General features: G+C 64.2%; 20 protein-coding genes. 11 read left to right on the top strand and 9 right to left on the bottom strand.

Going from position 1 to position 24,929, the window contains the following annotated elements; all coding sequences use genetic code 11:
- Positions 1-132 precede the first annotated feature (132 nt).
- Positions 133-1,086, top strand: coding sequence for a polysaccharide deacetylase family protein (locus tag SMA01S_RS21765; RefSeq protein WP_245649382.1), 954 nt, complete (start codon positions 133-135; stop codon positions 1,084-1,086).
- Positions 1,083-2,000 (top strand): GNAT family N-acetyltransferase, encoded by a 918-nt coding sequence (locus tag SMA01S_RS21760; RefSeq protein WP_084250505.1) that lies wholly within the window; start codon positions 1,083-1,085, stop codon positions 1,998-2,000. Before SMA01S_RS21765 ends, SMA01S_RS21760 begins: the two co-directional genes overlap by 4 nt.
- Positions 2,001-2,035: 35 nt before the next feature.
- Here SMA01S_RS21760 and SMA01S_RS21755 read toward each other — a convergent pair whose 3' ends face one another.
- Positions 2,036-3,541, bottom strand: coding sequence for a serine hydrolase domain-containing protein (locus tag SMA01S_RS21755; protein WP_066827268.1), 1,506 nt, complete (start codon positions 3,539-3,541; stop codon positions 2,036-2,038).
- 514 nt (positions 3,542-4,055) lie between these two features.
- On the opposite strand from SMA01S_RS21755, the gene SMA01S_RS21750 reads away from it, so the two are divergent.
- The 4 genes from SMA01S_RS21750 to SMA01S_RS21735 all read left to right on the top strand — a co-directional run bounded on the left by SMA01S_RS21750 (position 4,056) and on the right by SMA01S_RS21735 (position 9,659).
- Positions 4,056-6,497, top strand: a complete 2,442-nt coding sequence (locus tag SMA01S_RS21750; protein ID WP_066827266.1) for a TonB-dependent receptor — start codon at positions 4,056-4,058, stop codon at positions 6,495-6,497.
- Between the two features lie 17 nt (positions 6,498-6,514).
- Positions 6,515-7,750: a parallel beta-helix domain-containing protein gene (locus SMA01S_RS21745; protein ID WP_066827264.1), complete on the top strand. Its 1,236-nt coding sequence runs from the start codon at positions 6,515-6,517 to the stop codon at positions 7,748-7,750.
- A complete protein-coding gene (locus SMA01S_RS21740; RefSeq protein WP_066827262.1) occupies positions 7,747-8,913 on the top strand; it encodes an SO2930 family diheme c-type cytochrome in 1,167 nt (388 codons plus the stop codon). Before SMA01S_RS21745 ends, SMA01S_RS21740 begins: the two co-directional genes overlap by 4 nt.
- Before the next feature lie 125 nt (positions 8,914-9,038).
- Positions 9,039-9,659: a TetR/AcrR family transcriptional regulator gene (locus SMA01S_RS21735; RefSeq protein ID WP_066827260.1), complete on the top strand. Its 621-nt coding sequence runs from the start codon at positions 9,039-9,041 to the stop codon at positions 9,657-9,659.
- Between the two features lie 115 nt (positions 9,660-9,774).
- On the opposite strand, the gene SMA01S_RS21730 is transcribed toward SMA01S_RS21735, so the two are convergent.
- Positions 9,775-11,016 (bottom strand): threonine ammonia-lyase, encoded by a 1,242-nt coding sequence (locus SMA01S_RS21730; protein WP_066827258.1) that lies wholly within the window; start codon positions 11,014-11,016, stop codon positions 9,775-9,777.
- A 94-nt stretch (positions 11,017-11,110) separates the two neighbouring features.
- Here SMA01S_RS21730 and SMA01S_RS21725 point away from each other — a divergent pair, with 94 nt between their 5' ends.
- Both SMA01S_RS21725 and SMA01S_RS24725 read left to right on the top strand, forming a co-directional pair.
- On the top strand, positions 11,111-12,766 hold the full coding sequence (locus SMA01S_RS21725) for an amidohydrolase (RefSeq protein ID WP_066827256.1): 1,656 nt from the start codon (positions 11,111-11,113) through the stop codon (positions 12,764-12,766).
- 174 nt (positions 12,767-12,940) lie between these two features.
- Positions 12,941-13,093: a hypothetical protein gene (locus SMA01S_RS24725; RefSeq protein WP_157094089.1), complete on the top strand. Its 153-nt coding sequence runs from the start codon at positions 12,941-12,943 to the stop codon at positions 13,091-13,093.
- Between the two features lie 2 nt (positions 13,094-13,095).
- Here SMA01S_RS24725 and SMA01S_RS24720 read toward each other — a convergent pair whose 3' ends face one another.
- The 5 genes from SMA01S_RS24720 to SMA01S_RS21700 form a co-directional block, all read right to left on the bottom strand.
- Positions 13,096-13,299, bottom strand: coding sequence for a hypothetical protein (locus tag SMA01S_RS24720; RefSeq protein ID WP_157094088.1), 204 nt, complete (start codon positions 13,297-13,299; stop codon positions 13,096-13,098).
- Positions 13,300-13,415: 116 nt separating this feature from the next.
- Positions 13,416-13,601: a hypothetical protein gene (locus SMA01S_RS21715; protein WP_066827252.1), complete on the bottom strand. Its 186-nt coding sequence runs from the start codon at positions 13,599-13,601 to the stop codon at positions 13,416-13,418.
- Positions 13,602-13,663: 62 nt separating this feature from the next.
- Positions 13,664-13,876, bottom strand: a complete 213-nt coding sequence (locus SMA01S_RS21710) for a cold-shock protein (RefSeq protein ID WP_066827250.1) — start codon at positions 13,874-13,876, stop codon at positions 13,664-13,666.
- A gap of 407 nt (positions 13,877-14,283) precedes the next feature.
- Positions 14,284-15,291, bottom strand: a complete 1,008-nt coding sequence (locus SMA01S_RS21705) for a FecR family protein (RefSeq protein WP_066827248.1) — start codon at positions 15,289-15,291, stop codon at positions 14,284-14,286.
- A complete protein-coding gene (locus SMA01S_RS21700; RefSeq protein WP_169804289.1) occupies positions 15,288-15,803 on the bottom strand; it encodes an RNA polymerase sigma factor in 516 nt (171 codons plus the stop codon). Before SMA01S_RS21700 ends, SMA01S_RS21705 begins: the two co-directional genes overlap by 4 nt.
- 506 nt (positions 15,804-16,309) lie before the next feature.
- Between SMA01S_RS21700 and SMA01S_RS21695 the strand changes: the two genes are divergently transcribed.
- The 3 genes from SMA01S_RS21695 to SMA01S_RS21680 all read left to right on the top strand — a co-directional run bounded on the left by SMA01S_RS21695 (position 16,310) and on the right by SMA01S_RS21680 (position 22,923).
- Positions 16,310-19,441 (top strand): TonB-dependent receptor, encoded by a 3,132-nt coding sequence (locus SMA01S_RS21695; protein ID WP_245649380.1) that lies wholly within the window; start codon positions 16,310-16,312, stop codon positions 19,439-19,441.
- A gap of 233 nt (positions 19,442-19,674) precedes the next feature.
- Positions 19,675-20,139 (top strand): PraA/PraB family alkane oxidation protein activator, encoded by a 465-nt coding sequence (locus SMA01S_RS24715; protein WP_157094087.1) that lies wholly within the window; start codon positions 19,675-19,677, stop codon positions 20,137-20,139.
- Positions 20,140-20,304: 165 nt separating this feature from the next.
- Positions 20,305-22,923 carry a porin family protein gene (locus SMA01S_RS21680; RefSeq protein WP_157094086.1) on the top strand — a complete coding sequence of 873 codons (2,619 nt, stop codon included), beginning with the start codon at positions 20,305-20,307 and terminating at the stop codon, positions 22,921-22,923.
- A 129-nt stretch (positions 22,924-23,052) separates the two neighbouring features.
- Here the strand turns inward: SMA01S_RS21680 and ctrA are convergent, their stop codons facing one another.
- Both ctrA and SMA01S_RS21670 read right to left on the bottom strand, forming a co-directional pair.
- Positions 23,053-23,754 (bottom strand): response regulator transcription factor CtrA, encoded by a 702-nt coding sequence (gene ctrA / locus SMA01S_RS21675; protein WP_066827241.1) that lies wholly within the window; start codon positions 23,752-23,754, stop codon positions 23,053-23,055.
- A 158-nt stretch (positions 23,755-23,912) separates the two neighbouring features.
- Positions 23,913-24,827: a LysR family transcriptional regulator gene (locus SMA01S_RS21670; protein ID WP_066827240.1), complete on the bottom strand. Its 915-nt coding sequence runs from the start codon at positions 24,825-24,827 to the stop codon at positions 23,913-23,915.
- Positions 24,828-24,929: the final 102 nt, after the last annotated feature.

The raw sequence follows: 24,929 nt of genomic DNA, 5'->3' as shown, positions 1-24,929 counted from the left end.
CCGTGCGGCAGGCGACACCCTCTGCGAGGCATCCCCCACCCCCGACCCCTCCCCTGAAGGGGAGGGGCTAGAAACAGACCCTACCTTGCGAATTGGCAAAATCTTCACCGTCTGTCGCTATCCCCCGGCGGCGTGACAGCCGTCTTTCTCACCATCGACACCGAGCTGATGTGGCGCCATCACGCCGCCGGCTGCGACCTTGCGACCCAGATCGAGCGCTCGCTCGAGCCCGCCGGGGTCGGCATCCGCTATCAGCTCGACATGCTCGGTCGTCACGGCCTCAAGGGCACCTTCTTCGTCGATCCGATGCCGACCATGGTGTTCGGGCTCGACGCGATCCGGCCGGTGGTCGAAACGATCCTGGCGGCGGGGCAGGAGGTCCAGCTCCACATGCACCCCAATTGGGCGGGGGCGAAGGCGGACGATGCGGGCAAGAGCTCAGGCCGGTTCGAGCTGATCGACTATAATCTCGACGAACAACGCGCGCTGATCGTCGGCGCGCGCGACCTGCTCAAGGCCTGCGGCGCGTCGGAGCCCGTCGCGTTCCGCGCGGGCAGCTATGCCGCCAACGACGCCACGCTGGTTGCGCTCGCCGAACTCGGCTTCCGTTATGACAGCAGCCATAACGGCGCCGACGCGCCCTGGCCCAGCCAGATCGGCCTGCCGCGGCGCCAGATCGCGCCCGTCGCGCATGAGGGCGTGACCGAAGTCCCGGTGACGGTGATCGAGGACGTCCCCGGCAATCTGCGTCATTTCCAGATCTGCGCGCTGTCGCAAGGAGAGATGCGCGCTGCGCTCGATCATGCCGTGGCCGAAGAGCATGAGGCGGTGACCGTCGTCAGCCACGGCTTCGAACTCGCCAATCGCGCCGGCACGCGCGCCAACGGCGTCCATGTCGGGCGGTTCGAAGGATTGTGCGCGATGCTCGCCGATGCCCGGTCCACGTTGCCGACCACCTGGTTCCGCGACCTGCCCGATTTCGCCGCTGCGGGGCAGGCGACTCCGCTCGCGCCCAACATGCTGCGCACGCGCTGGCGCCAGGCCGAGCAACTCTGGTCGAACCTGGTCGAGGAACGCGCGGCGTGAGCACTGCACGCCCGCTGCCGCTCAAATTCCAGATCGGCGCGCGCACGCTCGGCGCGATCCGTCGCGATCTCGTCCGCGTGCCGCTCAGCCTCGACGACGCGCTCGATGGGGACCTGCCCGATCTGCCACCGCTCGATCCGGTCGCCGACGGCTATCTCGTGACCTCGCTCGCCGAGCATCACCGCCATGCGCTCGCCTACGCAGCCAGCCCGGCGATCGCCTTCACCCGTCAGCGCTACACGCGCCGCTACGCCGATCTGACGATCGGATTCCAGGCCTATCTCGATCGCCTGTCGTCGAACACGCGTTCGGGCATCAAGCGCAAGGCGAAGAAAGTCGCCGCCGCCTCGGGCGGTACGCTCGACGTGCGCCGCTTCGCCACCCCTGCCGAATTGCGCAAGTTCCATGAGGTCGCGCGCCGCCTCGCGCTCGCCACCTATCAGGAAAAGCTGATGGGCGCAGGTTTGCCCGACGCGCCCGATTTCCTCCAGCGCATGTATGTCATGGCGGCCGAGGGCAATGTCCGCGCCTGGCTATTGTACGTCGGCGGCGAGCCCGCGGCGTATCTTTATTGCCCGGTCCATGACGGCACCGTCATCTACGAATTTGTCGGCCACGATCCGCGGTTCGGCGATCTCTCGGTCGGCGCCGTGCTCCAGGTCGAAGCGTTGCGCGACCTGTTCGCCGACCCCGCCTGCCGCCGCTTCGACTTCACCGAGGGCGACGGCCAGCACAAGCGCCAGTTCGCCACCGGCGGCGTCGATTGCTGCGACCTGCTGCTGCTGCGCCCGACCCTGGCCAATCGCCTCGCCGTCGCCGCGTTGGCAGGATTCGACGGCACGATGGCGTTGGCCAAGGCGAGCGTGGAGCGGCTGGGGCTGCAGGACTTAGCGAAGAAGGTCCGCCGCGCCTGAGTGGAGATGGGCTCCGCTGAGTCACCTATTTCCGTTTACGATCCATCCGGTTTCGTCACAGGTGGCGCTGCCTTTGAGCGGACCAACTTCATCGGTGGGCCGCCTTCGATGAAGGTGAAGCTCGAATAATCGGGAGCGAACTCGGCGGTGACGCCCATGGCGGTGGACAGGAAACGCGTGCTGGACAGTGCGATCAGACGTTCGGGGGTGGGGCCGCCGGTATATGCGAACAGTCCATCCGGCCTCGCTTCGAGAACGACCGAGAGCCCGGCGCCTTCGAAATACCCGGCAGCTTTGGAGAGTTCTGCGAGCGACAGCATTTTCTCCTCGGTCGCCGGCGCCGCAATGTCCGTCCAACCGTAATCGGTCGCGACGGCGCGAACGACTTCGTCCATCAGCCGCCGGCCCTGGCCTCCGTTGGTCAGCGCGACGATGCCTTCGCCCTTGCCGACATAGGCGATCATGAAGGATTGGAAGCCTTCGTTCACGCCGTCATGGCCAAATCGCGCGGCGCCGGTCGTGTATAGCGCGGTGCCGAGTCCCCAATTGTCTTTGACCGGCGCCAGCATCTCGCGCGTCATGGCTGGCGAAAGGCGGTGGCCCTTTTTGCCCGCGGCCGAGGCTTGAATGTCCATCTGCAATCGCGCGAGGTCACTCGCGCTGGTCCACAATCCTGCGGGGCCCAGTTCGGGATAGACGTGGTAGTTGCCGGGGATCGGCACGCCATTGGCGTGACCGAATGCCATGTCAGCGCGGATCGTCGCGGAAGGCGGCTGCGCATAGGCGCTGCGCGTCATGCCAAGCGGGCCCAGCAGCTCGCGCTCAGCCAGTTCGGCGAAAGGAATCCCGCTCACGTCGGAGAGGGCTAGCTGCGTCAGCACATAGCCGCCGCCCGAATATTGATACTGTCCGCTGGCCGGAAGCACGCTGCGCACCGGCGCGCTGTTGCTTGGCGGTGCGCCGTCCAAGATCTGGACCGGCGACGGCAGCGGCGCGCCCGGCAAATAGCCGGCGAAACCATGAACGCCGAGTCCAGCCGTGTGACTCAGCAGTTCGCGGAGGGTGACGCCATTTGGCGCCAGTTTCGGATCCTTTGGCAATTGCCACGAACGAAGCGCGTCGTTGATGTCCCGATCCAGCCCGATCTTGCCCTGCTCGACCAGCCGCAGCGCCAGCATCGCCGTCGCGACCTTGCTGATCGACGCGGCCTGGAAGGCGGTCTCCGGCGTAACCGGCGCGCAGCTCGCGGTATCGCGAAAACCCCAGCCGCGCGCCCAAGCGAGCTTGCCATCATGAATCACCGCGACGCTGATTCCCGGCACGTCGTACCGGCGCATCTCCTTGGCCAGGCTGAACGGCTTGTCATCCGGTTTGATGACGGGCGGGCGTAAGTTCGCCTCTACGTTGCGGGTATGCGCGTTGCTCGGCCCACCCGCAGCCTCGGTCGGGGGCGCGCAGCGGTCCGGCCGCGCGGCCGCGGGACTGGCAAGCGCCGAAACCACGACCGAACCGAGCAATATGAGCCTGTGCTTCTTGTGCATTATCTTTTCCCTCATTCATCGATCGGACAAGGCCAGTGACGTCGCTCAACGGGCGCGCGTCACCGTCCCCAGCACAAGGCGCGGTTGCTCACCGGCGGGCGACTAACGACCGGGTTCAGGTCCCGCGCTGCAAGGTAAAATTCGAAAAGTTGGACGATGGCGACCGGCAGTCATGAGTTTAATACAACATATGTAGATTTAAGAGTCAATGAAGGCATTCGAGGCCCGTTGCACTCTCAGCGCACGATGGGTGTCGACGCGCGCAGGACGGGATGGGCGGCTCTCATTTGAGGCCGCCGAGCGCCCAATCCCAGTGGTCAGAGATATTCCTAACGCCTGAAAATCGTCGCCCGGTTTGCGCTCGCTAAACTGCTCAATGATCGCAGCGCGGATTGATAGCTCGGTCGCCCGCGACAGTGGCTTTCACCAAATACAGACCGCGAAGCCTGATAATATAGCCTTGACTAGCATTTTATAATGACCTCAAATCCCGCAAAAATAACGGGAGGAAGCCATGAAGAGCGTGATCGAAAGAGGTCTGCTGGCGGGAACAGCGATGTTGTGGTCGATGGCGGCGGGCGCGCAGACTGCCTCGGTACCGCAGCCGGACCCCGCTCAGACACAGACACCCCCGGCCGCAGCGGCCGACAATTCGGGCCAGTTGGGCGACATCATCATCACTGCCCAGCGCCGCGAACAGTCGCTGCAAACAGTGCCGATCAGCGTCGCCGCTTTCAGTGCCGCCAATATCAAGGCGCTCAGCGCCGAATCGATCGGCGACCTCGACAATTTCACGCCGGGTCTGACGATCAACGATACGTCGGTGACTCAGCCCAGCTTCACCATTCGCGGGGTCTCGACCGACGATTTCGGGATCGGCACCGACCCGTCGGTCGGCATTTTCATCGACGGTATCTATTCCGGCCGCTCGGGATCGTCGCTGATCTTCTTCAACGACATCAATCGGGTCGAGGTCCTGAAGGGGCCACAGGGCACGCTGTTCGGCCGCAATACGTCCGCCGGCGCGATCTCGATCATCACCAACAAGCCGTCGCCCGATCCGGAAATGACCGCCACGGCGCAGTTCGGCAATTTTGCCAAGACCAAGCTCGACGTGATGGGCAATGTGCCGATCACCGATACTCTGTATTTGCGCGTCGACGGCGTGATCAACCGTCGCAATGGCTATCTGAAGGACGCGGTCACCCATGACGATCGCGAGCGCGAAAACAGCACTTCAGGGCGGGTCGCGCTGCGCTGGGCGCCGAGCGCCAATACCGATTTCGTCCTCGCTTACGATCATGACGACACCAACAAGGATGGGCCGGCTGCGGTCGGCATCAGCGCCTTTGCCCTGAGCAAGGATCCGTTTGGCCCGTTCGCCAACGACGTGATCGGCAACAAGGAAACCCGCATATTGAACGGGGTCTCGTTGACCGCGACCCAGCATATGGGCGCGTTCACCCTGACCAGCATCAGCTCGTTCAAGCATTTCGAGACGCACAATCGCGAGGATGAGGACGGGACCAACGATCCCACCCGCTATCTCGACACCGAGAATGCCGAGCGGAATTCCAGCCTCTATCAGGAAATACGGCTGGGCTATGAAAGTGATCGGATCAGCGCGATCGCCGGGGCAAGCTATTATCACGAACGCGGCCGCCAGCAGAGTATCGTGACGGCGCTGACCGATTCGGTGAACCGGCTGATCAGCGATGCGACGGCTGGGCAATTCCCGATCTTCTCGATCCTCGACAGCGTCGGCCTACCGGTATTCGGCAACACTTTCCAGGAGACGATGAGCAACCGCGCCGCGAACGACAGCTATGCGGTGTTCGGCGATGCGACCTTCAAGGTGACGCCGCGATTGAGCCTGACCGCCGGCATTCGCTATACGCACGACCTGAAGAAATTCAGCTGGTTCAATGGCCCGTTCTCCGCACCTGGGCTCGATGCGATCAAGGCGCCTGGCGCACTCTACAATGCGATCCTCGGCGTGCCGGCCTTTCCCGATGGCGACTTGTTCAGCGTGTCCGATTTCTTCGGCGCGACGATCGGCCCGAACGGCCTGATTTTCGACGAAGGCGCGCTGGAAGGCGTGCAGTTCACGCGGCGCGCATCCTTCAACGACGTCTCACCGCGCTTCGTCGTGCAATATGACGCAACCCCCGATGTCCACCTCTATGCCTCGGCCTCGCGCGGCTACAAGGCCGGCGGGTTCAACTCGGTCCAGGTCAATTCCTTCTTCGAGCCGGAAAAGGTCTGGAATTTCGAGGGCGGCATCAAGTCCGAACTGTTCGACCGCCACGTGCGGTTCAACCTTTCGGGCTATTATTTCAAATACAGCAACCGCCAGGCGCTCAGTCTGGAGAATACCGGCGGCGCGGTTCCGCAATATATCACGCTGTCGGGCGACTCCGAGGCGTACGGCCTCGATCTCGACACGCAATTCGTGGTTTCGCGCGATTTCTCGATCACCGGCACCGCCGGACTGATCGAGTCCAAATGGGTGAAACGGGTCGAGCAGGGCATCGACATTTCCGGCCAGCCGACCGGCGAGCCGGTGTTTCGCGGCATAATCGGGCTGCACTACAAGCACGATACCGGCAATGGCACGATCTTCGGCGACGCCAGCTACAGCTATACTTCGCGTCAACGGCTCAACGATGCGGCGCGCGCGATCAATGCCTTCATCGCCACGCCCGTCGCGGCCGGTGGGGCGGGCGTGGACTTGTCAAAGATCGACCGGCTGTGGGCGCCGCGCAACATCATCAACGCCAAGATCGGCTGGCGCTCTCCTGGTGAGCGTTATTCGATCGCTTTGTTCGCCGAGAACCTGCTCAACGAAAAATATCTGCGCACATTGAATACGATAACCGCGGATACTTTCCACACGCCCTATGTCCGGCGTGACCAGCCCGGTTTTTACGGCATCGAGCTCGGACTCAAATTCTGATCGAACGGGAGAGAAGGATGACCAAAGGAATTGCGCTGGCCGGCTGCGCCGCGCTGCTTGCGCTGATGAGCGGCTGCGGACCGAAAGTCGACCAACAGGGCTTCACCGTCGATCCCGATTTCGAGAAGAACCTGCAACAGAAGCTGCTCGACGCCAAACCGGGCAGCGTGATCGATGTCCCGGCGGGCAAATATGCGCTGACCCGCAGTCTCAGCCTGACGGCGGACGGGGTCACGATCCGGGGCGCGGGCATGGGCAAGACCATCCTGTCCTTCGCCAGACAGAGTTCGGGTGCCGAGGGCATGCTGGTCACCGGCAACGATTTCACGATCGAGGATCTGGCGTTCGAGGACACCAAGGGCGACGCGCTCAAGGTCAACGGCGTCAAGAACTCCGTGATCCGCCGCGTTCGCGCCGAATGGACCGGCGGCAGCAAGACGTCGAACGGCGCCTATGGCCTCTATCCGGTGCAAGTCACCAACGTGCTGATCGAAGGCAGCGTGGTGAAGGGAGCGTCCGACGCCGGCATCTATGTCGGGCAATCGAACAATATCATCGTCCGCGACAATCGCGCCGAGGGCAATGTCGCCGGAATCGAGATCGAGAATTCGAACAATGCCGACGTCTACGGCAACATTGCGACCGGCAATGCCGGCGGCATTTTGGTGTTCAACATGCCCAATTTGCCGGTGCCGGGCAGCAAGACCCGCGTCTTCAAGAACCAGGTCTTCGCCAACAATCACGCCAATTTCGGTGCGAAGGGCAGCGCGGTCAGCTCGGTGCCGGCGGGATCCGGGGTGATCGTCAATTCCAACGACCAGGTCGAGATTTTCGATAACGACATCAAGGACAACAAGACCGCCAACGTCCTCATCTCGAGCTATTATTCGACCGGCTTCGATACCAAAAAAGGCATCGCCGCGGCTTACGACCCCTATCCGGAGAATATCTATGTCACCGGCAACCGCTTTTCGGGCGGGGGCGAGGACCCCGGCAACCCGACTCTCGTCCCGCTCAAGGCGGTGAATGGCGGTCGGTTGCCCGATATATTGTGGGACGGGTTCACCAACCCGAAGATCAAGGACCCGGGCATCTGCGTCCAGAATGGCGCCGCTAAGACGCTCAACGCCGATGGTCCGTCCAAATTCGCCGGCGCGCGGATCGATACCGGGCGCAATTGCGCGCCGCCGTCGCGTCTGCCCGCGATCGTGCTGCCTGACGCGATGACGAAGGACAGCGGCACCAAGTCATGATCGTTCGCCTGGTCGTTTCCCTCTGCGCGGCGCTGCTGCTCGCGGCCTGCGGCCATGGGCCGCGGGCCGTGACTTTCCATGCCGACGACAATCCGGAAAAGCTGTCGGCCTGGGGCCTGTTCACCGTGGCCGATGGGCGCATCGCCCCGCACGAGGGGATGGTGACGTACGACCTGCAGACGCCGCTGTTCAGCGATTATGCCCAGAAATGGCGGACGATCTGGATGCCCAAGGGCGTTCATGCGGCGTATCGCCCGAATACCGCCTTCGATTTTCCGGTCGGGACGATCGTCACCAAGACCTTCTATTACACCGCGCCGGCGAGCGCGACCGATCCCCAGACGAGCGATACTGTCGTCAAGATGACACCGGCGACGTATCAGGCTGGCGTCTCTGGCCTCGATCTCCGCCATGTCCGCCTGATCGAGACCCGATTGCTGGTCCGGCGCGCGTCCGGCTGGGTCGCGTTGCCGTATATCTGGGATACCGACGGCCGTGACGCGACGCTGGCACGGACTGGTGCCGATATCGCGCTGACGCTCGATGAGGGCGGGAAGAAGGTAGCGTTCGACTATTCCGTGCCGAACCAGAATCAGTGCGCGGGCTGCCATGTTCAGGACTTTCGCACACGCGCGATCGAGCCGATCGGGCTGAAAGCGCGCAACCTCAACCGCGACTTCCCCGGCGAAGGTGGTGAGATCAACCAGCTGAAGCGGCTGGTCGCGAAGGGCTATCTCTCCGGCCTGCCCGCCAGCGGCGTGCCGCGCAACGCCAACTGGCAGGACCTCAAGATCGACCTTGTCGATCGCGCGCGTGCCTATCTCGACATCAATTGCAGCCATTGCCACAACCCGACCGGCGCGGCGCGCACCTCGGGCCTATGGCTCGACGCGGAGACGATCGACCCGCGCCTGCTCGGCATGTGCAAACCGCCGGTCGCGGCCGGGCGTGGCACCGGAGACCGGCCGTTCGATGTCGTTCCCGGCCATCCCGAGCGCTCGATCCTGCCTTATCGCCTCGCCAGTACCGATCCCGGCGTGATGATGCCCGAGCTCGGCCGCGACATCGAGCATCATGAAGGCGTCAAGCTGATCTACGACTATATTCTGACTCTGAAAGGCGCGTGCACCGAGGACGACGGAACCGGACAGGCGGCGCGATGAGCTGGCCCGTCGGTCCGCCGCGATGCTGATGCCGGTGCTCTGGTTCGGTGCGATCCGCGCGGTTATAGGCGGCGCGATACTCCCAGGCGCGGGGGCAACCGCGCCACCACCAATCAAGGCCTGACGTGACCGCGATCCCCACCGATATTCCACGCGCGCTCCCCAAACAGGAGCGCGCGCAGCAAACCTATGAGCTGCTGCTCGACGTGGCGGGGGAATTGCTGGCCGAGGTCGGAATCGAACGCATCTCGACCAACATGATCTGCGCACGCGCTGGCCTCACGCCTCCTGCGCTTTATCGCTACTTCAAGGACAAATATTCGGTGCTGGAGGCACTGGGCCTGCGATTGATGGAACGCCAGAACGCCGTGCTCGAGGCGTGGATCGCGCGCCATGCCGGCAAGGGTCTCGACGATCTGCAGGACAATATCGAGGAGTTGTTGCGGGAGAATGCGGCGATCACGCGCGCCGAGCCGGGAGCGGTCTGGATCCTGCGTGCGCTCCACGGTTCGCCCCGGCTTGCCCATGTCCGCATCGAGTCGCATCGTTATGTCACCGGCAAGCTGGTCGAGGCGTATGCGCCGCACCTTCCGCACATGAGCCGCGAGGATTTGTGGCTGTATATTCGCCTCACCGTCGAACTCGGCTTTGGCGCGGACGAGATGCTTTACGAGGAACCGGGTGTGGTGGCCGACGCCGTATTCCGTACCGCCGCCAACATGATGCGCGGCGGCCTGGCGACCTGACTTTGGTTATCGGGACATCATGATCTGCGGCGGCCGCCGCTCGTTCATCCCGAATAAGGGATAAAAAGAGAGCCTGTCGTGCGATCATCCGGCGCTGGCGATTGAGGGGTCGCTCTCAGGCCAGCTCGACCGGCGTCACCTCGTAATCCGCTGCCTTGAGCGCCGCGACCAACCGGTCGAGATGCGCGCGGTCGCGGGCTTCGCACTCGATGTCGGTGATCAGGCCCTTGGCGGGCAGGGTGGTGAACACGCGCTGGTGATAGACTTCGATGATGTTGACGCGCTGGTCGCTGAAGATGCGGACGACGTTGAACAACGCCCCCGGCTGATCCTGCAGGCGGATCCGTAGTCGCGCCAACCGCCCCGACCGCGCGAGATCGCGGAGCAGCACGTTGGCGAGCAGACGGGTGTCGATATTGCCGCCGCACAACACCACGCCGACGGTCTTGCCCTTAAACCGCTCCGGATGTTCGAGCAGCGCCGCGAGCCCCGCCGCGCCTGCGCCCTCGACCACCGATTTCTCGATCTGCAGCAACAGGCTGACCGCCTGTTCAAGGCTGCGTTCGCCGACCAATACGATCTCGTCGACCAGTTCGCGGACCATCGCCGAGGTGATCCCGCCCGGCTCCTTGACCGCGATGCCCTCGGCCAGGGTATCGCCCGCGCACGGATATTGAGTGCCGTTGATGCGGTTGTACATCGACGGATAGAGTTCGGCCTCGACCCCAACCACTTCGATCGGGTGATCCGCCGCCGCGGCGACCACCGCCATGCCGCTGATCAGGCCGCCGCCGCCGATCGGGGTCAGGAAGGTGTCGATCGCCGGCACATCCTCCAACATCTCGACCGCGACCGTGCCCTGGCCGGCGATGACGCGCGCGTCGTCGAACGGATGGACGAAGGTGAAGCCGCATTCCTGCTCGAGCTGGCGGGCATGGGCATAGGCTGCGTCGAACGTGTCGCCGTGGAGCACGACCTTGGCGCCATGCCCCTCGGTCTGCGTCACCTTCACGATCGGCGTGTTGGTCGGCATCACGATCGTCGCCGGAATGCCCAGGCGGTGCGCGTGATAGGCGAGGCCCTGGGCATGGTTGCCGGCGGACGCTGCGATCACGCCCTTGGCGCGTGCCGCCTCGTCGAGCTGAAGCAAGGTGTTGAGCGCGCCGCGTTCCTTGTACGCCGCGGTGAACTGGAGATTCTCGAACTTCAGATAGACGGTCGCCCCGGTCAGCTCGCTCAGCGTCTTGCTGATGAAGGTGGGCGTGCGGACGATCGAATCGCGAATGCGCTCGTGCGCGGCGCGGACGTCTTCGATGGTGACCGGAATGGTGGCGGCGATCGTTTCGGCGGGAGTCATTGGCGTCGCCTAGACCATCTGGCGTGTTGGGGGAACACGGCTTATGCCCGCCCCAGCGTAGGTTTTGAGCGCAAGAAACGGGAGTTGGCCGCGAATGATCCGTAAGCTGGTGGGGGCGGCCGTCGCGCTGTCGATGATCGCCACGCCCGCATTGGCCGACGGGCTGATCGACAATGTCAACGGCATCACGATGGACGCCAATGGCCGGGTGATCCATTTCAGCGGCGTGCTGATCGACGCAGACGGCAAGGTGAAGAAGCTGATGCAGTCGGGCGACAAGCGGCCCGACAAGCTCGACTGGCTGTCGAACCAGAAGGGGCGAACCTTGCTCCCCGGGTTCATCGACGCGCACGGCCATGTCATCGATCTCGGCTTTCGCGCGCTCGAACTCGATCTGTCCGACACCAAATCGCTCGACGAGGCCAAGGCGAAGATCGCCGCTTATGCAGCGGCCAATCCCGAGAAGAAATGGATTCTGGGCGGCGGCTGGAACCAGGAGAAATGGGGGCTGGGCCGGTTCCCGACAGCGGCCGATCTCGACGCGGCGGTCGGCGATCGCCCGGTCTGGCTCGGGCGCGCCGACGGCCACGCCAGTTGGGCCAATAGCGCGGCGATCAGGGAAGCGGGCGTCACGGCCAAGACCGCGACGCCGCCGGGCGGCCGCATCGAAAAGATTGGCACGCAGCCCGCCGGCGTGTTCGTCGATGCTGCCCAGCAATTGATCGAAAAGGTCGTACCGCAGCCGTTACCCAAGGAACGCGACCTCGCGCTGGCGAAAGCGCAGGAGATCCTGCTCGCTTTCGGCATCACCGCGACGTCAGACATGGGCACGTCGATGGACGATTGGCTGGCGATGCGCCGCTCCGGCGACCGCGGCGCGCTGCGCGTGCGGATCATGAGCTACGGGCTCGGCGTCGACACCGCGGTCAGGATCGGCGGCAACGGCCCGACGCCGTGGCTGTATAACGACCGCCTGCGCATGGCCGGGGTCAAGCTGTTCGCCGATGGCGCGCTCGGCTCGCGCGGTGCCTGGCTGCTCAAGCCCTATAGCGACGCGCCGGGCCAGTCGGGCGCGGGGTTCATGACCGACGACGTGCTGCAGAATTATATGAGCCGGGCGTCGATGGACGGGTTCCAGGTCGCGGTCCACGCGATCGGCGACCGCGCCAATCGCCAGGTGCTTGACGCGATCGAGGCAATGTCCAACACGTACAAGGGCGATCGCCGCTGGCGCATCGAACATGCTCAGATCGTCGACCCAGCCGATCTGCCGCGCTTCGCCAGCCTGAAGGTGATCGCCTCGATGCAGCCGACCCATGCCACGTCCGACCGGACGATGGCCGAGGCGCGACTGGGTCCCGACCGCCTAGTCGGCGCCTATGCCTGGGCGACGATGCTGCGCAACGGCGTCCCGCTGGCGTTCGGGTCGGATTATCCGGTCGAAAGCCCCGATCCCTGGGCGGGCTGGGCGGCGGCGTTCACGCGCCAGGACGCCAATGGCGAGCCGTTCGGCGGCTGGCGGCCCGAGGAAAAGGTGACGCGCGAACAGGCGTGGTGGGCCTTTACCCAAGGGGGCTCCTACGCCGGGTTCGCCGAGGAGAAATTCGGCCGCCTCGCACCTGGCCAGCTGGCCGATTTCATCATCGTCGATCGCGATCCGATGCTGGCGAGCCCGAGCGACCTGCGTCAGACCAAGGTCGAGGAAACATGGATCGGCGGCGCCAAGATCTATGTGCGCAAGACGGGATGACGCCGATGATGGTTAAGGCCGGATCGCTGCTGGCCGGGTCCGGCTGGCCGTGATATGGGACGATATCAGCGACAGTTTTCCCTAAGCGCCGTTGACTGAGAGACCGATCGTGCTCCCGCTGCAGGCTGGAGAAACATCATCGTCTCTCACCAGGCACTCGCTATTGTCTTCATTGTGATCGCCGTCCCGATCCTGGTGACGATGCTGGTGATATTGCTTCGCGCGGCGAGCGAGCGCCGGCGCCTGTTGCGCGGCTTCAACGAACGGCTTCGCGTGCGGGTGCCGTCGGGCGAACGCCGTCCGGGCGGAAGAACCCGCGAACAATAGAGTCAGGCCAGATCCCAGCGGTCGGCCACGTGCATGATCGCCGTCCGGACGACGGCATCATCGTTGGGCGAACAGCAGACACTGACATCCCAATTGCAGCATTGCGCGGTCGCGGCCTCGGCGAGCACCGGCTCATCGAACGCGATGCGACCGGTGGCGTCCGCGCTGAGCAGCACGGATACCGCCCAGTCCAGTTCGCCCTTCAATTCGGCGGCTGATTTGAACTCGCGTTCGATCGTCTGCGCCTCCGGTAGCGTCGGCCGGTGTACGATGGGAGCCGCGGGCGGGCGGAGGCCGCCTCGATCGCGGCTCCACGTCGGCGTCAATCGACCAGCGCGTCGACCGGTCGGTTCTGGGCGCGGGCGCGTTCTACCCGTTCCTGGCGTTCGGCCATGGCCGCCCATGCTGCGGCGGCGCGCAGGCAGCGATCGCGGACATTGTCCAACGTCGCCGCATCGGCCTCCGCTTGCGCGACAGCCGCATTTTCTCGAAAAGTATTTTGCGCCAAGGCGGTTTCTCCGGCTTGGGGAAAGCGGCGGCGCGGGATCGCGCCGCCGTATCAACTTGGCGTCAGTCGGCGTTCTGCAGGTTGCAGACCGCCATCTTGCCGTTCTTCGACGCTTCCAGCTCGTACGACACGCGCTGGTTCTGCTCCAGCGTCGCCATGCCGGCGCGCTCGACCGCGCTGATGTGCACGAAGGAGTCTTCACCGCCGGCATCGGGGGAGATGAAGCCAAACCCCTTGGTGGCGTTGAAAAACTTGACGGTGCCAGTGATGGCCATGAATATTTCCTTCGATTTCCGTCTTCTGGATGAAGACCTACCGCTTAAGGGGCAGGGAAAGAAGGATTGGTGCCGCAGCGCCGAAAACCGTCGATATGCGACTCTAGCAAGTATGATATAGCGCGTTTGGCCCGAATTTGAAAGGGTGAGCCCCCGAAATCGCTCGAAAGCGGGGCTTCGATGCCGCCGGCAACGAACGTGACATGGGCGTCGAAACGAATAATCGCCGTCTGCGACGATATTGTTGTCTGCGCACTGGCCCGATCGAATACTGAACAGATACGACAATCGATAAGACAAGGGCCGCGACATCCATTGATGCCACGACCCTTATCCCCCTTTATCTTTGCCACGCGGCCGGCCGGAGGAGCGCGTCCGGCGATGGCGGTCGTCCGTACCTCGCGTTTTCAGCGACGGGCGACGCGGATCTCGGTATCCGATCGGTCGACCACATGGGCGATCCCGTTGAGGTCCATCGCGGTGACGAAACCATCGACATCGCCGGCCGCGAAAACGCCGACGATCTCGGTGTCGGGAACCGCGCCGTCGGCGAACACGATCTTCTGGCGCGAATAGCGATTGACCTCCGCGATCGCGGTCGCCAGCGGCTCGCCGACGAAGGTCAGTCGCCCCGACAGCCAACTCGTCTCGCTCGCTGCGTCGACCTGGGTCAGCTTCCAGTTCTGATCGGCGCGCGCGACGAGCTTGCCACCCGGCGTCATGTCGGCGCGCCGTTCGGGCCGCAACCATCCCCGCGACTGTTCGACGCGCACCTTTCCTTCGACCAGGGTTACGGTGACCGCCTTGTTGTCGTCGACGCGTACGTCGAACTTGGTCCCGAGCGCGCGTACGGTCTTACCCGCGGCCTCGACCAGGAAGGGGTGGATCGAGTCCTTGGCGACCTGGAAAAAGGCATGCCCGCGGACCAATTGCAGCCGGCGATGCGCAGCCATTTCCACCACGCGCAATTCGCTCTCGGCGTCCAGCGTCACCACCGATCCGTCGGTCAGGGTCGCGGTGGTGCGCTGGCCGGTGCCGGTCTGGAAGGTCTCGCCCCGCGACGAGCCCCAATATTGGTCGAGCAAGCCGGTCTGCAGCACGGTTGCGACCGACGTCACCATCAGCACGGCCGCCGCCGCGATTCCCGTCAATGCCTTCAGGCGCCCGGGGCGGTTGAATGTCCGCAGGTCGCGTTCGCGCACTGCCAGGATTGCCGGATCGCTCGCGACCGCGCCCAGCGCATCCCATTGCCGCCGCAGCCGGTCGAAATGGTATTGCGCCTGCGGATCCGATTGCAGCCAGGCCGCGAAGGCAGCGGTTTCGGCCGCCGACATATCGCCGGACCGCTTCAGGCTGAACCATCGCGCGGCTTCCTCGCATATTGCGCGGTCGGTGCGGGGCGCCTCGCCGCTCACGACAGGTCCTCCATTGTTTCCGACAGGCGCACCAATGCCCGGTGGATCAGTTCCTTCACCGAATTCTTGGTGATCCCCATCCTGGCGGCGATCGCCTGGTACGTCATGTTCTCGAACCGGTGGAAGACGAAGGCTGCACGCACGCGCGGCGGCAGGTCGGTGATCGCCTGGACGATACGCGCATATTCGTCGCGCCCGATCGCGATGCGTTCGGGCGAAAGCTCGTCGCCCGGATCGATCTCCTCGTGGATCGGCATGTGCAGATGCCGCTCGCGGCTACCGTCGGCACGATAGCGGCTGATCAGGACATTCTGCGCGACGCGGAACAGGTAACGCTCGGCATTCTCGATCGGGCTGGTCGACTGGCTGGTCTGCATCCGGACGAACACGTCCTGGACCAGGTCGTCGACATCGGATTCGTTGACGCGGCGCGCGAAGAACCGCCGCAGTCCCGGGCCGTAATCGGCCATCCAGCTTTCCAGGTCATGCGCACGGGGGTCCGCTTCGCTCACCGGCGTTGCCCGATTGTCCATTTCCCGTCGGCTCGCCACCATGTCCGGCCCGTGCAGCACGCCACCGCGGCGCGTTTCACCCGATAGACGCGGTGCTCGTCGAAACGGGGGGAGTGGCGCCGCGCAAATAGTCGGAGGCCGTAGCGGAAAATGCCGACAGCCGGCCTGTCAGACGGCTCAGAAGGGCATATGACTTTCAGATATCTATCTGACATATTTGTCGAATGTTCCGCAGTTCATCCCTGTTCCGGCGATCGAGGCTCGCCCGAACCAGCGGCACCGTCAAGCCCCGGGCCGGGGCCGTCGGGGCGGGTCCCCATCCCCGCCGCTGCGATTTTTTTCCGACCATCCCCCCTCCGCCCTCCCGTTTACGTCAAGGCAAATGAGAGTGGGAATCTGACGAAAAGTCAGAGCACTAAGATAGGGAGAGGGGCATCATGGCCTTACGGGCGTCGCGGTTTCGTCGGCATTTGTTGCGTGGTATCGCGTTCGCTGGGGTTGCCACATTGGCATATACCGGCCCGGCCGCTGCGCAGGCGACCTATCGTATACCGGCGCAATCGCTCGACCTCGCGCTGCGCGATTTCGGGCTGCAAAGCGGCGTCACCATCATGGCCGATGCGGCGCTGACGCGCGGCAAGAGCACCCAGGGGATCAGCCGATATTCTTCCCCCGAAGCGGCGCTGGACGCGATCCTCAAGGGAACCGGTCTGACCTATCGCCGCGATGGCAAGGTGTTCGTCATCATTGCGCTCAAAAGCGCGAGTACGGCGGGAAACGGTCAGGCGGCCGTATCGGCCGCCGCCCCCATCAATAACCAGGATCCGCCTCTCCCGGACATCATCGTTACCGCGCAGAAAAGGGCCGAACCGATCCAGAAAGTGCCGATCGCGCTGTCAGCTTTCACCAGCAAGACGCTCGACGAATACAAGATCGAAGGCGGCGCTGAACTGCTCCGCGCGGTGCCCAACGTCAATTTCTCCAAGAACAATTTCAGCGGCTATAATTTCTCGATCCGCGGCGTGGGGACCAAGGCGATCTCGGTGACTACCGACCCGGCGGTCGCGATTTCGTTCAACAACACGCCGCTGTTGCGCAATCGGCTGTTCGAACAGGAATATTTCGACGTCGAGCGGATCGAGGTGCTGCGCGGACCGCAGGGAACGCTCTACGGCCGCAACGCGACCGGCGGCGTGGTCAACATGATCACCAACAAGCCGGCCGACAAGTTCGAAGGGCAATTGAAGGCCGAGGTCGGCAATTACGACACCAGGCGCGTCAGCGGGATGCTCAACGTGCCGCTCGGCGACACGTTCGCGGTGCGCGTCGCGGGCGCCTACACCAAGCGCTCGGGCTTCGACTACAATACGGTGACCGATCAGGCGGTGAACGGCCGCGATCTATGGTCGACCCGCGTCTCGGCGCGCTGGAAGCCGGCGAGCAACTTCACCGCCGATCTGGTTTGGGAGCATTTCAACGAGAAGGACAACCGTTCGCGCACCGGCAAGCAATTGTGCCACAACGATCCCGGACCCAGCACGCTCGGCGGCACCGCGGTGCCCGACGCCTTCCAGCCCCTGTTGAGCCAGGGCTGCGCGATGGGTTCGCTCTACGGCGCCGGCGCGTTCGGCGTGCCCAACGGCCGCTCCATCCCGTTCATCACAGCCGCGGCCGGCGTGGTGTCGCTAGGCTATGTGCCTGATTCGAATTTCGGCACGCTGATCAGCATCATCAACCCGAACGCGGACCCCTATGCGGGGATCATGCAGTCGACCAACCTGCGGCAGATCGCCACCAAGTTCGATCCGAAATTCCAAGCGAAGAACGATGTTTTCCAGCTCAACCTGGACTGGGATGTTGCCAAGAACCTGAAGATATCCTCGCAGTCCTTGTATACAAAGGATTATTATTTCTCCACGCAGGACTATAATCGCTTCAATTCCAACCCGATCTTCAACGACTCCAATGTCGGCTTGCTCGATGTGTTCGGCAATTCGATTGGCCCGGGCTTGACGCCGGGGGGGATCTTCGTCGATCCTCAACTCGGACCGTCGAACACGATCATCAGCGTCGATATGGTGAAGTCCCGCAGCGAGCAAATTTCGCAGGAGCTTCGGATACAGTCGTCCAATTCCGGGCCGTTCAACTTCAGCCTCGGTGCCAACTACCTGCACTTCAACATCAGCGAGGATTATTACGTCTTCGACAACCTGCTCTCGGCGATCGCAGAGGGTTTCTATAACCAGCTGACCGGCTTTGGCGGCCCGGCGCAGCCGTGCCCGCTCAATTCCGATACCGGCTGCATGTATGTCGATCCCAATCCGCTCGATAAGATCAATGGCCAGGGACACAATTATTTCCGCAGCGACAACGTCTACAAAGTCGATTCCTACGCGGCCTTTGGCGAGGCCTATTGGCAGGTCGCTCACGGATTCAAGCTAACCGCCGGGTTGCGCTATACCGACGACCGCAAGACGACCACGCCGATCCCGAGCCAATTGCTGCTCGCGCCCGGCTTCCTCGGATCGGGCTATGTCGGGCAGGGCTATCCGGCGCAACCCGACATCCACCAGTCGTGGCAGCGGTTCACTGGCCGCCTGGCGCTCGACTGGACGCCGCGCCTCAGCTTCACCGATTCGACCTTGTTCTACGCGTCCTATTCGCGCGGCTACAAAGCAGGCGGAACCAACCCGCCGGGGATCGACGCGAACCCGCAATATCTGCAATTCTATCCGCAGCCGACGACCTACAAGCCCGAATATATCAACGCCTTCGAAGTCGGGATGAAAAACAGCCTGGACGGTGGGCGCCTGACGCTGAACGCTTCGGCTTTCTTCTACGATTATAAAGGCTACCAGATTTCCAAGATCGTCGATCGCACCGCGCTCAACGAGAATTTCAACGCGACCACCTGGGGCGCCGAACTCGAGGCGACATGGCGCCCGGTTCGCCATCTGCTGATCAACGCCAATGTCGGCTATCTCGGCACGCGGCTGGCGAATGGTTCGCAATCGATCGACGTGATGGACCGCACCCAGGGCGATCCCAACTGGACTCTTGTCCGGCCATGGGTACAGCTTACGTCCAACTGCATCGCGCCGACCAAAATCGTGCAAAACGTCCTGAACGATCCGTCGGCCTTGCCATTCTATCTGGTGGCTTTGTGCGGCGGCAACGCGCTGACGGGTGGGTTCGGTCCGGGCTCGTTCCTTGGCAGCATGTATGGCGTCTACGACCTCGACACCGCGCCCAATCACGGCCAGGGCATCGCCGCGAACGTCAGCGGCAACGAACTGCCCAACGCGCCGCATTGGACGGTCAATCTGGGCGCGCAATACACGATCGAGATGGGCGATTGGGCGCTGACGCCGCGCGCCGACTTCTATCGCCAGAGCGCGAGCTGGGCGCGGATCTACAACACGCCGATCGACCGGCTGAAGGCGTGGGACAACACCAACGTCTCGCTGACGCTCGACCAGCGCAAATGGAACCTGACGTTCCAGCTCTATGTGAAGAACCTGTTCAACGCGACGCCGATCACCGACGCCTTCATCAACAGCGACGATTCGGGTCTGACCACCAACGTGTTCACGCTCGATCCGCGGATCATCGGGTTCAGCATCGCCAAGCGCTTCTGATCGGCCCCCCTCCGGTCGGTCTTCTGGCCGCGCGTCGACCCACCGACGCGCGGCTTTTTTTTGAGCGGCGACATGCCGTGGTTGCCCTGCCGTGCGAAGGCGGAATTATCAGTCAAATCGAACCCGATTTCCGCCGCTGTCATCCCCCCCGCCGCGATTTCGCTGCGTCTATCTGTCGGGAACGTAACTCCCGGAACGCGTACCAAAAAAAACTCGAACGCGAGAGGATGATCATGAGGAAAATTGGAGCACTTTTCGCCGCGGTCGCATGCATGGCGATGGCGGGTCCGGCATTCGCCTCGTCCTTCACGGGACCCGGCGGCACCATTACAGTGACGGGGTCCACCAGCATGTCCGCGTCGGGTTTCCCGACGCTGGCCTGCTCCGCGACGTTCACTGGCGTGATCAATGCCGACGGGACCGCGACCATCAATACCGCATCCTTTACCGGCGGGCTGCTTGGTGCCTGCGCGACGGTCAAGCTGGCGACGCCATTCAAGATCGTCGCCAACTCGACCACGTCGGTGACCGTCCAGCAGCTCAAGGTCACCGCGCCGATCACCTGCGGCCCGCAGGACGTGGCGGGGAGCTGGACCAACGGCAGCCCGTCGCACTTCGACATCCCGACGGCGACCGTGAACCCCGGCGGCTGCACGATCACCGCGCATCTGACGGTGTCGGGCGTCACGATCGTCTGACCGGAGACGCAATGATCGATCGATGAGCAAGCCGTATTAGGCGCTCGCTCCCACTGGTCCCGGTGCCCCGCGCCGGGACCGATTTCGCTTTTGGTTCTCGAATTGGCTCCTACCGAGCATCCCACCGACAGGCGCCGGGCTGACGGGCAGCGGATGACGGCGAGCATGATCCGAGTACCAGGCCAGCGGTTGCGCGCCTTGCGCGCGCCGGGCTCATCCTCCCCGAAGGCGCCCGCACCGCAACGCCGCGGCGTGGCAAGTCGCCCGGCGCGAGGCATATTCTGCGCTTCGGTCCTCGTGATCGCGACCATGGGCGCCGCGCATGCCCAGACCTTGCCCGCCCGATCCGCGCCGCCCGACGCCCAGGTCTATGACCGCGACATCGTCGTGACCGCCCGGCGCGATGCCGCCGACGACCCCGAAACCGAGCTCTCCGAGGAAGACATTGCGCGCTACGGCGCGAACACGATCGCCGATCTGCTGCACGCCGTCGGCCCGTTGATCGACGGTACGGGCAAGCCGCCGGTCCTGTTGGTCAACGGCAAGCGGATCGGCGGCGCGTCGGGCATCGCCGGATTCCCGCCGGAGGCACTCGCGCGCCTCGCCATCCTGCCGCCCGCCGCGGCGGCGCGCCTTGGCTATGCCGCCGATCAGCGCGTGGTGAATCTGGTGCTCAAGAACACGTTCGCGAGCTGGGAAGGGGAGGTGGGAGCCACGCTCGCGACCGCAGGTGGCCGTGACAGCGAACGCGTATCGGCCAGTCGCGTGGTGATCGACGGCGCCACGTACTGGAATGCGCAGGTCCAGTTGTCGCGCGACAGCATGCTGTTCAGAAGCGCGCGGGCGCTCCCGTCCCGGTCCGATCCCGTCGACCTCGGCGGGCATGTCACCGGCATAAGCGGGCAGGAGATCGACCCGGCGCTGAGCCTGATCGCGGGGCGGCAGGTTACGATCGTCGACTTCCCGTCGGGCGCCCTGGCGCAATCGCCGACGCTCGCCGATTTCGCGGCGGCCGCGGCGCGCGATATCCGGTTCAGCGATCCCGACACGGCCTACGCCTTGCTCCCGGGCGGCCGCTCAATGAGCGCGAATCTTGGGGTAACCAGTCCGCTCGGATCGTTCACCGGCTCGCTGAATGCGAATTTTAGCACCAGCAGCAGCATCCAGCGGCTCGGTTATCCAAGCGCTGCGCTCACGCTGCCTGCGGGAAGCCCGTGGTCGCCGTTCGGCAGCGACGTGCTGCTTGTGCCCGACCTTACCGCAATCGGTCCGCTCGAAACGCGACAGGATACGAAGACGCTCGGTCTCTCGGCCAGTCTCTCCGGATCGATCGGCGGCTGGAATGCCAACCTCCTGGCCAATTACACGCGCAGCTGGGCCGACAGCAGCTTCGATCGTGGACTCGACCTCCAGGCCATTCAGGACCGTCTCGACGCGCTCGACCCGTCGTTCAATCCCTATGCGCTCTTGCCTGGAAATGTGGTCGAGGTCGACCGCAGCCGCTCGCGCTTCGCGGCGGCCGATGCCAAGCTGATCCTCGATCGGACATTGGTCAAACTGCCGGCGGGAGCGGTGACCGCCAATCTGTCGGTCGGGATCAATCGGATGACGCTATCCAGCGATAGCGACGGCGATCCATCCGCGCCGGCCGCGTCGACCGACCTCAAGCGTACTCAGGTCGATGTTCGCGCCTCGCTTGCCGCCCCGCTGACGCGGCGGGGACAGGGGCCGCTGGCCGGCCTGGGCGACCTTTCGGCCAATGTCGCGATCGGCGCGACCATGATGTCGGGAAGCCAGGCGCAGCGACAGTTCGATGCCAGCCTGACCTGGTCGCCGGCCCCTGCCGTCCAATTCTATGGCGGCTATTCGTTTGCCCAGGTCGTGCCCGACGTCGCTCAGCTGAACGGACCGCGTATCGAAACGGTGGTGCAGATCTACGACCCCGTCCGGCAGGCAATTGCCCAGCCGATCTGGATCATCGGCGGCAATCCCGACCTGCGCAAAGGCACCAGGACCAGCCTGACGCTCAAGGCGACGTGGCGGCCATTGGGCCGATCGCTCACGCTCGACCTCGGCTACCAGCGACAGGTCGCCAAGGGCGGCACTGCCGCGTTCCCGCAACTCACGCCGGCGGTCGAAGCGGCCTTTCCCGGCCGCATCACGCGCGACGCGTCTGGACAGCTGATCGCGGTGGACGCGCGACCGATCAACATCGCGCGCGACTTAGGCGCGCAACTCACGACCGGCTTCACCTGGCTGTGGTCGCCGGCGACGGGGCCCGCTCCGGCCAGGAAGCCGTCGTCCGCGCCTTGGCAGATCACGTTCACGGTCAACCACAGCTGGCAGTTGCAAAGCCTGCTCACGACCGATCCCGCGCTGCCGCCGCTCGATCGCCTCGGTGGCGATGGCGGCCAGCCGCGCCACATTGTGTCGATGCAATTGATGGCGGGCCGGCGCGGCCTGGGCGCGATGCTCAACGGGCAATGGCAGAATGCCACGCGGGTGGACAATGCCGGCGTCGCCGGCGGCCAGGGCGTGCTCCGCTATTCAGCGCTGTCGCAGTTCAGCCTCAGCCTCTTCGTCGAGCCCGCCAATCTGGCGTCAGGCGGCCATGCCGCGAAGACCTGGGCGTCGAACCTCCGGATCTCGATCGACCTCCAGAACCTGCTCGATTCCTGGCAGCGGGTGGCGGCGCCCGACGGTAGCATAGCCAAGGGCTACGACCGGTACGCGCTCAATCCCCTGGGGCGGGCGATCCAGGTGACGGTGCGCAAGCGGTTCTGATGCGGGGCCGTCCACGCGATGCCGTCGCGCGCAAGACGGGACAGGGCAGAGATCGCCAAACAAGAAGAGGGCCGCGGCATCCCCCGACGCCGCGGCCCTCGTCCCCCTTTTAACTGTTCGGTCGTGGCGTCAGGCGACCTGCGCTGCCTCGACCTCGTCGGCCTCGCGCAGCACATAGCCGCGGCCCCATACGGTCTCGATGTAATTCTCGCCATCGGTTGCCAGGCTGAGCTTCTTGCGCAGCTTGCAGATGAAGACGTCGATGATCTTGAGCTCGGGCTCGTCCATGCCGCCATAAAGGTGGTTGAGGAACATTTCCTTGGTCAGCGTCGTGCCCTTGCGGAGCGACAACAGCTCGAGCATCGCATATTCCTTGCCGGTCAGGTGGACACGGGCGCCATCGACCTCGACGGTCTTGGCATCCAGGTTCACCGCCAGCTTGCCGGTCTTGATGACCGACTGCGAATGGCCCTTCGAGCGACGAACAACGGCATGGATGCGCGCGGTCAGCTCTTCGCGGTGGAATGGCTTGGTGACGTAATCGTCGGCGCCGAAGCCGAACGAGCGGACCTTCGAGTCCATCTCGCTGATACCCGACAGGATGAGCACCGGCGTCTGGACCCGCGCGGTGCGCAGCTTCTTCAGCACGTCATAGCCGTGCATGTCGGGCAGGTTCAGGTCGAGCAGGATGATATCGTAATCATACAGCTTGCCGAGATCCAAACCTTCCTCACCAAGGTCGGTCGTATAAACGTTGAAGCCCTCGGTCGTCAGCATGAGCTCGATGGCCTTGGCCGTCGTCGGCTCGTCCTCGATCAGCAACACGCGCATCAGCGAAACCCCCTGTCACTCGCGGCAAGCTGCCCCCGTTGGCCGCCCACACTCGACATATTCCATTAACCTAAGCACATCTGAAGGACAAAGGTTAATTCTTCGCTAACCGGCCTGACTCCGCGAGTCGCGGGGTGTCTAAGTGATTCGCAGGCCGGTTAATGTCGCGTTTGCGACGCGCATAATTCCTTAAAACGGGCGGCAAGGAATTCAATCAGGAGTTCTACGCGAGCAGGCCGTAACGCACTTGGCGGCGTGACGAGATGAAGCGCGATCGACGGACCTTTCCAGTCGGTCAGAATTGCTTCGAGCCGTCCCGCCGCAATTTCCTCGTCGACGATGAAATCGGGCAGGCGCGCGATCCCCAGCCCGGCGTGGAGCAGCGGCAGATTGGCGTCGCCATTGTCGCTGGTGAAGCGCCCGTTCGGCCGCACCGCAACTTCCTCGCCCGCCGGTCCGCGAAAGGTCCAGGTCGTGCTGGGAACGTTGGCATAAGCGAAGATGTCGTGCTCGCCGAGCTCGAGCGGATGCTTGGGTCGTCCGCGCCGGTCGAGATAGAGCGGGGAGGCGACGATGCGCGTTTCGACCGGCGCGAGCCGCCGGGCGCGGAGCGAACTATCGGGCAGATCGGCGATGCGCAGCGCGATGTCGAACCCCTCCGCGACGATATCGACTTTGGCGTCGGACAGCCTCAGGTCGATATGAACGCCGGGATGCTCGACCATGAAATCGGCGACGACCGGGGCGACATGGCGGATCCCGAACGTCAGCGGCGCGGCGATGCGGATCAGCCCGACCGGCGCCGCTGCGGCGTCGTGCGCGCTTTCCTCGGCGGCTTGACCCTCGGCCAGGATACGCTGGGCATGCTCGCTGAGACTTTCGCCGCTCTGCGTCAGCGTCAGCCGGCGTGATGTGCGGTGGAACAATGACGTGCCGAGCGACTGCTCGAGCCGCGTAATCGCCTTGGATATGGTCGCCTTGGATACGCCCAATGCATCGGCCGCGCCGCTGAACGAGCGGTGTTCGGCCACCGTCGCGAAGATCGCCCAAGCCTCGAAATCGGGTAGCTTCACTTAACTCCTCCCCGCGTTGCGGGGAGGGGGACCGCCGGCCGCCAGGCCGGTGGTGGAGGGGGCGGGCCCCGACGGACCCGCTTGCCGCCCACCCCCCCCCCC

Source organism: Sphingomonas mali NBRC 15500 (assembly GCF_001598415.1).
Taxonomy (GTDB): domain Bacteria; phylum Pseudomonadota; class Alphaproteobacteria; order Sphingomonadales; family Sphingomonadaceae; genus Sphingomonas; species Sphingomonas mali.
Note: the sequence above shows the minus strand (reverse complement) of the source record. Positions and strands in the feature narration are given on the sequence as shown.

What these genes read in the sequence shown, in the direction of transcription:
- SMA01S_RS21745 (WP_066827264.1), top strand. Translation starts at nt 6,515, where the DNA reads ATGACCAAAGGAATTGCGCTGGCCGGCTGCGCCGCGCTGCTTGCGCTG.
- SMA01S_RS21710 (WP_066827250.1), bottom strand. Translation starts at nt 13,876, where the DNA reads ATGGCCATCACTGGCACCGTCAAGTTTTTCAACGCCACCAAGGGGTTT.
- SMA01S_RS21725 (WP_066827256.1), top strand. Translation starts at nt 11,111, where the DNA reads ATGATCCGTAAGCTGGTGGGGGCGGCCGTCGCGCTGTCGATGATCGCC.
- SMA01S_RS21755 (WP_066827268.1), bottom strand. Translation starts at nt 3,541, where the DNA reads ATGCACAAGAAGCACAGGCTCATATTGCTCGGTTCGGTCGTGGTTTCG.
- SMA01S_RS24715 (WP_157094087.1), top strand. Translation starts at nt 19,675, where the DNA reads ATGAGGAAAATTGGAGCACTTTTCGCCGCGGTCGCATGCATGGCGATG.
- SMA01S_RS21740 (WP_066827262.1), top strand. Translation starts at nt 7,747, where the DNA reads ATGATCGTTCGCCTGGTCGTTTCCCTCTGCGCGGCGCTGCTGCTCGCG.
- SMA01S_RS21680 (WP_157094086.1), top strand. Translation starts at nt 20,305, where the DNA reads ATGATCCGAGTACCAGGCCAGCGGTTGCGCGCCTTGCGCGCGCCGGGC.
- SMA01S_RS21730 (WP_066827258.1), bottom strand. Translation starts at nt 11,016, where the DNA reads ATGACTCCCGCCGAAACGATCGCCGCCACCATTCCGGTCACCATCGAA.
- SMA01S_RS21750 (WP_066827266.1), top strand. Translation starts at nt 4,056, where the DNA reads ATGAAGAGCGTGATCGAAAGAGGTCTGCTGGCGGGAACAGCGATGTTG.
- ctrA (WP_066827241.1), bottom strand. Translation starts at nt 23,754, where the DNA reads ATGCGCGTGTTGCTGATCGAGGACGAGCCGACGACGGCCAAGGCCATC.